This window comes from Streptomyces phyllanthi (assembly GCF_009377205.1).
GTDB lineage: Bacteria > Actinomycetota > Actinomycetes > Streptomycetales > Streptomycetaceae > Streptomyces > Streptomyces phyllanthi.
Genome location: NZ_VJZE01000555.1, coordinates 1 through 5,327, shown reverse-complemented (window position 1 = coordinate 5,327; position 5,327 = coordinate 1). Strand labels below are relative to the sequence as shown.

General features: G+C 70.2%; 4 protein-coding genes. 2 read left to right on the top strand and 2 right to left on the bottom strand.

The annotated features are described in order from the left end of the window. Positions 1–21: 21 nt before the first annotated feature. Together FNH04_RS40655 and mfd are read right to left on the bottom strand one after the other, a co-directional pair. A complete protein-coding gene (locus FNH04_RS40655; protein WP_322725305.1) occupies positions 22–747 on the bottom strand; it encodes an HNH endonuclease family protein in 726 nt (241 codons plus the stop codon). Positions 748–1,058: 311 nt separating this feature from the next. Then, positions 1,059–4,598, bottom strand: a complete 3,540-nt coding sequence (gene mfd / locus FNH04_RS40650) for a transcription-repair coupling factor (protein ID WP_152791210.1) — start codon at positions 4,596–4,598, stop codon at positions 1,059–1,061. 179 nt (positions 4,599–4,777) lie between these two features. Between mfd and FNH04_RS40645 the strand changes: the two genes are divergently transcribed. Both FNH04_RS40645 and FNH04_RS40640 read left to right on the top strand, forming a co-directional pair. Next, complete coding sequence (locus tag FNH04_RS40645) at positions 4,778–5,053, top strand: type II toxin-antitoxin system Phd/YefM family antitoxin (RefSeq protein WP_152791211.1); 276 nt, start codon at positions 4,778–4,780, stop codon at positions 5,051–5,053. Further along, complete coding sequence (locus tag FNH04_RS40640; protein ID WP_152791209.1) at positions 5,050–5,301, top strand: type II toxin-antitoxin system RelE family toxin; 252 nt, start codon at positions 5,050–5,052, stop codon at positions 5,299–5,301. Before FNH04_RS40645 ends, FNH04_RS40640 begins: the two co-directional genes overlap by 4 nt. Positions 5,302–5,327: the final 26 nt, after the last annotated feature.

The following is a 5,327-nucleotide window of genomic DNA, read 5'->3' as shown; positions in this document are numbered from 1 at the left end:
CCCCCAAGGCCCCCGGAGCCCTCAGTCCGCCTGGAACCGTGCCGGTGCCCTGGTCGGGTTGCCGCCGGAGGGGAGTTCCTGGTCGGGGCAGCCGGAGAGCACTCGCTTCATCGCGGCCTTCTCCGCCTCGGTGACCCACAGGCCGTACTTCTTCTTCACGGCGACCTGGCCGGCCACGTAGGTGCAGCGGTAGCCCTTGTTGGGCGGCAGCCAGGTGGCCGTGTCGCCGTCGCCCTTGCTGCGGTTGGTGCCGGAGTCGACGGCGAGGAGGTTGAGCGGGTCGTTGGCGAGGGCTATGCGCTTGCTCGCGTCCCACTTCTGGGCGCCCTTCTGCCAGGCGTCCGAGAGGGCGACCAGGTGGTCGACGTCCACCTTGCTGCGGCCGCGTACGAAGGCCACCTTCCCACCGGTGTACGGGTCCGGGTTCAGCTCCCCGGAGGCCACCTGGCAGTCCCCGTCCTCGAACTTCACGTCCTTGAGGTCGCGTTTGAGGATGTCGTCGCGGGTGTCGCAGCGGTTGGAGTCGGTGTCCGCCCAGGCGCTGCCGAAGTTGTCCCGCTCGTACCCGGTCTTCGGCGCGCGCCCCTTGACGGTCAGCGAGTCGACGGCGGCGAGCGCGGCACCGGTGCCGGCCGGCGTGGTCTCGGGGGCGGAGGAGCCCTCCAACTCGTTCTTGCAGCCGCTGACGGCGACCAGTGCGGCCATCGCCAACGCGACGACCGCGCTCCCACCCCTCGGACGTACCACCGAGACCTCCTTCACCCTGTTCTGTGTCCTGCCGGTCTGCTCTGCCCGGCTGCTCCGCCGGTTGGCTCCGCAGGCTGCTCTGCCCGGCTGCTCTGCCGGTCTGCTCCGCCGGCCTGCCCTGTACGTGGCCATCACCGTAGCGCCGCGCCCCGGAGCCAGGGACGCGGCATCGTCGCGGGTGCCGCACGAGCCACTCCTCAAACTCACGGTGGCGGAACGCACAGGCAGCCGGGGCGAACGGGGCCGCTTCTCCTCGGCGCGGCCTCAACGCCGAACCGCGACAGTCGGCGCCAGGACACCGGGATCGGGTGTCAGGACCCCAGAATCGACGCCAGGAACTCCCCGGTCCACCCCAGCAGTTCCCGTCCGACCAGCGGCTTCCCGCCCACCTTCGCCGTCTTCGGGCGCGGGACCAGGACCTGGTGGACGGCGGGCTTGATGACCGTGCCCGGGTACAGGCGCTTGACCCGCAGCTCCTGGGACTCCCTCAACTCCACCGGCGCGAAGCGGATGTTGTTGCCCTGGAGGACGATCTCGCCCACCCCGCACGCACGTGCGAGCATCCGCAGGCCCGCCACGAGCAGCAGGTTCTCGACGGGTTCGGGCAACTTGCCGTAGCGGTCGACGAGTTCCTCGCGTACGGCGGCGATGTCCTCCTCGGTGTTCACCGAGGCGATCGCCCGGTACGCCTGGAGGCGGAGCCGTTCGCCGGGCGCGTAGTCGTGCGGGACATGGGCGTCGACCGGGAGCTCGATCTTGACCTCCAGCGGCGGCTCCTCCTCGACCCCGCCCTCGAGGGAGGCGCGGTAGTCCGCCACCGCCTCGCCGACCATCCGCACGTACAGGTCGAAGCCGACGCCCGCGATGTGCCCGGACTGCTCGCCACCCAGGAGGTTTCCGGCTCCCCGGATCTCCAGGTCCTTCATCGCCACGTACATGCCCGCGCCCATCTCCGTATGCTGGGCGATGGTCGCGAGGCGCTCGTGAGCCGTCTCCGTCAGCGGCTTCTCCGGCGGGTAGAGGAAGTACGCGTACCCGCGCTCACGGCCTCGTCCGACGCGTCCGCGCAGCTGGTGGAGCTGAGACAGGCCGAAGTTGTCGCCGCGCTCCACGATCAGCGTGTTCGCGTTCGAGATGTCGATGCCCGACTCGACGATGGTCGTGGAGACGAGCACGTCGAACTTCTTCTCCCAGAAGTCGACGACCACCTGCTCCAGCGCCTGCTCCGACATCTGGCCGTGGGCCGTCGCGATGCGCGCCTCCGGGATGATCTCCCGCAGCCTCGCCGCCGCACGGTCGATCGACTCGACCCGGTTGTGGATGTAGAACACCTGGCCCTCGCGCAGCAGTTCCCTGCGCACGGCCGCGCCGATCTGCTTCTCCTCGTACGGGCCGACGAACGTCAGGACAGGATGGCGCTCCTCCGGAGGCGTCGTGATCGTCGACATCTCCCGGATGCCGGTCACCGCCATCTCCAGCGTCCGGGGGATCGGTGTGGCGGACATGGTGAGCACGTCGACGTTCGCGCGCAGCTTCTTCAGCTGCTCCTTGTGCTCGACACCGAAGCGCTGCTCCTCGTCGACGATGACCAGCCCCAGGTCCTTGAACTTCGTCTCGGCCGAGAACAGCCGGTGGGTACCGATGACGATGTCCACCGAGCCCTCCCGCAGCCCCTCCAGGACCGCCTTGGCCTCCGTGTCCGTCTGGAAGCGGGACAGCGCCCGTACGTTCACGGGGAACTGCGAGTACCGCTCGCCGAACGTCCCGAAGTGCTGCTGCACCAGCAGCGTCGTCGGGACGAGCACCGCGACCTGCTTGCCGTCCTGCACCGCCTTGAAAGCCGCCCGCACCGCGATCTCGGTCTTGCCGTAGCCGACGTCGCCGCAGATCAGCCGGTCCATGGGGACCGTCTTCTCCATGTCCTCCTTGACCTCGGCGATCGTCGTCAGCTGGTCGGGCGTCTCGGCGTACGGGAAGGCGTCCTCCAGCTCGCGCTGCCACGGCGTGTCGGGCCCGAAGGCGTGCCCGGGGGCCGCCATGCGCGCGCTGTACAGCCTGATCAGGTCGGCCGCGATCTCCTTGACCGCCTTCTTGGCCCGCGCCTTCGTCTTCGTCCAGTCGGCACCGCCCAGCCGGTGCAGCGTGGGCGCCTCCCCGCCGACGTACTTGGTGATCTGCTCCAGCTGGTCGGTGGGGATGTAGAGCCGGTCGCCGGGCTGGCCGCGCTTGGCGGGGGCGTACTCCACGACCAGGTACTCGCGGGTCGCGCCCTGCACGGTCCGCTGGACCATCTCGATGTACCGGCCCACGCCGTGCTGCTCGTGCACGATGTAGTCGCCGGCCTCCAGGGTCAGCGGGTCGATGGTCTTGCGGCGGCGGGCCGGCATACGGGCGCCGTCCTTGCCGGCCGCCTTCTGGCCGGAGAGGTCGGTCTCGGTCAGCACGGCCAGCTTGAGCCGCGGGTCCACGAAGCCGTAGTCGATCGAGCCGCAGGCCACGTGGACGACGGACGGGGCGATCTCCGTGAGGTCCGCGGCGAGACGGGCCGCGATGCCCTCGCCGCCCAGCACCTCGACCGTACGGGCGGCCGGGCCGTGCGCCTCGGTCACGAAGACCGTGCGCCAGCCGTCGGCGAGCCAGCCCTTGGTGTCGGCGAGCGCCTTCGCAGTGTCGCCGCGGTAGGTCTCGGGGGCGTGCATGCCGAGCGTGAGCGTGTCCGCGTCCGTGTCCTCGATGGACTCACCCGCCGCGAACGGCGACACCGACCACCACATCATGTCCAGCTCACGGGCCCGGTCCCGGACGTCGGCGATGGACCAGAGCGAGGCCGCGCCGACGTCGATGGGCGCCTCGCCGCCACCCGCGGTCGCGGCCCAGGACGCCTGCAGGAACTCCTGGCTCGTGGCCACCAGGTCGGCGGCCCGCGTCCGTACCCGCTCCGGATCGCACACGACGGCCATGGCGCCCTTGGGCAGGACGTCCAGCAGCAGCTCCATGTCGTCCACGAGCACGGGGGCGAGGGACTCCATGCCCTCGACGGCGATGCCCTCGGCGATCTTCCCCAGCAGCTCGCCCAGCTCCGGGTGCTGTTCGGCGAGGGTACGCGCGCGTGTGCGTACGTCGTCCGTCAGCAGCAGTTCGCGGCAGGGCGGGGCCCACAGACCGTGTTCGGCGACTTCCAGGGAGCGCTGGTCGGCGACCTTGAAGTACCGGATCTCCTCGACGTCGTCGCCCCAGAACTCGATACGGAGCGGATGTTCCTCGGTGGGCGGGAACACGTCGAGGATGCCGCCGCGTACGGCGAACTCGCCGCGCTTCTCGACGAGCTCGACCCGTGAGTACGCGGCTGCTCCGAGCGCGTCCACGACCTCGTTCAGGTCGGCGGTCTGCCCCGTGCGCAGGGCGACCGGCTCCAGGTCGCCGAGCCCCTTGACCTGCGGCTGGAGCACGGACCGTACGGGCGCCACGACCACGGAGACCGGGCCGGTCTCGGGGTCGTCGGGGCGCGGGTGGGCCAGTCGCCGCAGTACGGCGAGCCGGCGCCCCACGGTGTCGCTGCGCGGGCTCAGCCGCTCGTGCGGGAGCGTCTCCCACGCCGGGTACTCCACGACGCCGTCCGGCGGCAGCAGTGACCGCAGGGCCGCCGCGAGGTCCTCGGCCTCGCGGCCGGTCGCGGTCACGGCGAGTACGGGCCTGCCCGCGTCCCGGGCCAGGGCGGCCACCGCGAAGGCGCGGGACGCCGGAGGGCCCACGAGGTCGATGTGTGTGCGGTTGCCGTCGGTTGCCGCCGTGATCGCTTCCGCGAGGGCTGGGTCCTTGACGACGACGTCCAGCAGACCGTGCAGGCTCATGAAGGGTTTCCATCCCGGCTTGGCTTGGGCTTTGGTGGGCAACGCGAAGGGCCCGACACGTCTCACGGGCCGGGGGGTACCCAGGGTACGTCGCTCGGGGCGGGCTCACCCGTTTGAGCGATCGACTCGGAACTGTACGGATCTTTACAGTGCTGTACATGAGTGTCACGCTTCAAGCCATGAGCGCCGAGTACCCCATCACCGAGGCCCGCGCAAAGTTCGGCTCCCTCGTTCGTCGGACCTCGCATGCCCGCGAGCGCATCACGATCACCGATCACGGTCAGCCTGCGGCCGTGTTCATAAACCCAACGGAGCTGGCGGAGCTGGAGGCACGGCTGGAGGACACGGAGGATGAGCTCGCGCTGCTCCGTTACCGGGATCGGGAAGCCAGGGGCGAAGTCGTGGGTGTCCCGCAGGACGAGGCCCGTGCGCGTCTGGGGTTGAACCGTCCTTGATCTACACCGTTCTGTGGGACGAACCGGCCCTCGACGTCGCGGCCAAGTTCCTCGTCGACGACCCTGACGGGCTGCGCCAGGTGTTCGCCGCAACCGACCTCCTGGCCTCTGATCCCCGACCACCGGGAACCGCAGAGTACGGGTCACGGAATCTGCGCCGTTTGCGCGTCGGGCGGTACCGCGTCATGTACGAGATCAAAGACGGCACCGTCACGGTCATGGTTCTCCACCTGGGCCGCAAGACGTGAGCACAGGGCCGGGCCCGGTGGAAACC